The organism is Cedecea sp. (genome assembly GCF_036500665.1).
In the GTDB taxonomy this organism is placed as follows: domain Bacteria; phylum Pseudomonadota; class Gammaproteobacteria; order Enterobacterales; family Enterobacteriaceae; genus Cedecea.
In genome coordinates this window covers 1-1,766 of record NZ_DASYBS010000058.1, presented here as the reverse complement: position 1 = coordinate 1,766, position 1,766 = coordinate 1, and the positions used below count along the sequence as shown (strand labels likewise).

The window sequence follows — 1,766 nt, the reverse complement described above, 5'->3', positions numbered from 1 at the left end:
ATCTGCCGTTGCTGTCGCAGGAGGGACCAGTGAACATTCTGACCGGCTCACACACGGATTCCGCAACAAACACGCCGGCCTTCAAGGAAACGGCGGTAAAGATCCAGATTATTCCGAGGAAGGGGAGCAATCCGCTTAAGGTTCTTAACTTCCGCTACTCGGGCAGGCCTATGCCTCAAAGTGGTGTGGAAGTGGAACGCAAGTGGAAGCGGAAGGATTACAGGATGCCCGGCACCCGGCAACTCGTCCAGATTCAAACGCACAAGTAAGGAGAAGAGGTTACGACATTATGGCGGTGGCAGTTGATTTCAGAAAATTTCATCCAGCCGACTCGCGGGAAGACCTGATAAGCCGCGTGCAACAGGCTCCTGTGGAGCATGCTGAAGCGGTGCTCGCGGCTTATGATGTGCTGCAGAAACTGCATGACAAGGATATTCTCAAACTGTTGAAAGGGCTTCTGTTCGCCAGCGATACGGTGATCAACCATGTTATTGGACTTATCAGCTCGCCAGAGGCCATTACCGGAATCCGCACTCTACTCATTCTCGGAAATCTTCTCAAGGGGATCGATGCAGATAAGCTTCATGCTGCGTTGTATTATCCGGAAAAGAAAGAGCCGTCACTCCTGAGCCTCGGTAAACAGGCAAGATCGAAGGAGGTACGCCGTGCCATGGCCACGGCCGTTGCGCTGCTAAACATCATGGGCGAGTCACTGGAAAAGCAGCGCCCCGACAGCAACGAGTAAGCGAAGGCCGCAGATTATATCTGGCGTTTGTATTGGCCAGGCGTCACACCACAGTTGCGGCGGAAGATCGTCGTGAACTGACTCTGATCCCGGAAACCGCACCCCTGTGCAATTCCAAGGAGCGATAAGCCAGAACGGGCGAGCAGCCTGCGGGCGCGCTCTATTCTCTGCTGCAGGACATACTTATGCGGCGTCATGCCGATGGAGTCACGGAATAGGGAGATCAGGTAATTGGGGCTGATATCAACGACTCGCGCCAGTTCCTCCAGGGAAAGCTCTTCACTGAGATGCTCATCGATGTAGGCTCGAATATTCTTCTCACGGGAAGGGCCCAGACCACCACGGTAAAGAGGCAAGCTGTGTCCGCGGCTGCTATAAGCACGCACAAGATGCGTAGCCGTCAGCGTTGCCACCGATTGCGTAAATAATTCAGTTGGGGTGCGGAGCTTAGCTTCGCGATACAGCGACCTTGCAATCTCGACCAAAAATTGATCGCGCACCAGCAGTGACGGAATCAGCGCCTGCTGCATATTGTCAGGCGCATCGGGCAACATGGAGCGAAAGAATCCCTCATCGATATAAAGGTGAACGAGGGAGGCCTTACGGTTGAAGTGGATAATGTGCTGTACCCCCGGCGGCACAATCCAAATCACGTCTCCATTCAACTCCCGCCGCGCCACGCGTCCCGTGGTTCCAACCCATTCACCTCGAACCTGAGCGGGACTCATTGCGATGGTGATTTGTGTGCAGTCGTGAGTATGTTTCTGCCATAGGGAACGATGCTGGTCAGCTACATAAATGCTGTGACCGCAGTATTCCTGCCACTTATGATCTGGAGGCGGATCAGGTTGCAGACCAACCATGAAATGCTTCCGGTCTTTTTCCTGTGTGGTCTGTTGCTCTCCTGAGCCGTATTGGTCGTGTGCCATGTGGTAATGCCTTGTGTAGGTTGATTGCGCACTTCTAGGTGACGCTCTGCTTTTTGCACCCTCTGATGAACACCATGCTTGAGGATCCAGCG

At 53.8% G+C, this 1,766-nt stretch carries 3 protein-coding genes; 2 read left to right on the top strand and 1 reads right to left on the bottom strand.

Features of this window, described 5'->3' with window-relative positions; translation table 11 throughout:
- Together VGM55_RS09510 and VGM55_RS09505 are read left to right on the top strand one after the other, a co-directional pair.
- On the top strand, positions 1–269 hold a 269-nt coding region (locus tag VGM55_RS09510; protein ID WP_331635327.1), incomplete at its 5' end, for a hypothetical protein.
- Positions 270–289: 20 nt separating this feature from the next.
- On the top strand, positions 290–745 hold the full coding sequence (locus VGM55_RS09505; protein ID WP_331635326.1) for a hypothetical protein: 456 nt from the start codon (positions 290–292) through the stop codon (positions 743–745).
- Positions 746–759: 14 nt separating this feature from the next.
- Here VGM55_RS09505 and VGM55_RS09500 read toward each other — a convergent pair whose 3' ends face one another.
- Complete coding sequence (locus VGM55_RS09500) at positions 760–1,674, bottom strand: AraC family transcriptional regulator (protein WP_331635325.1); 915 nt, start codon at positions 1,672–1,674, stop codon at positions 760–762.
- Positions 1,675–1,766 lie beyond the last annotated feature (92 nt).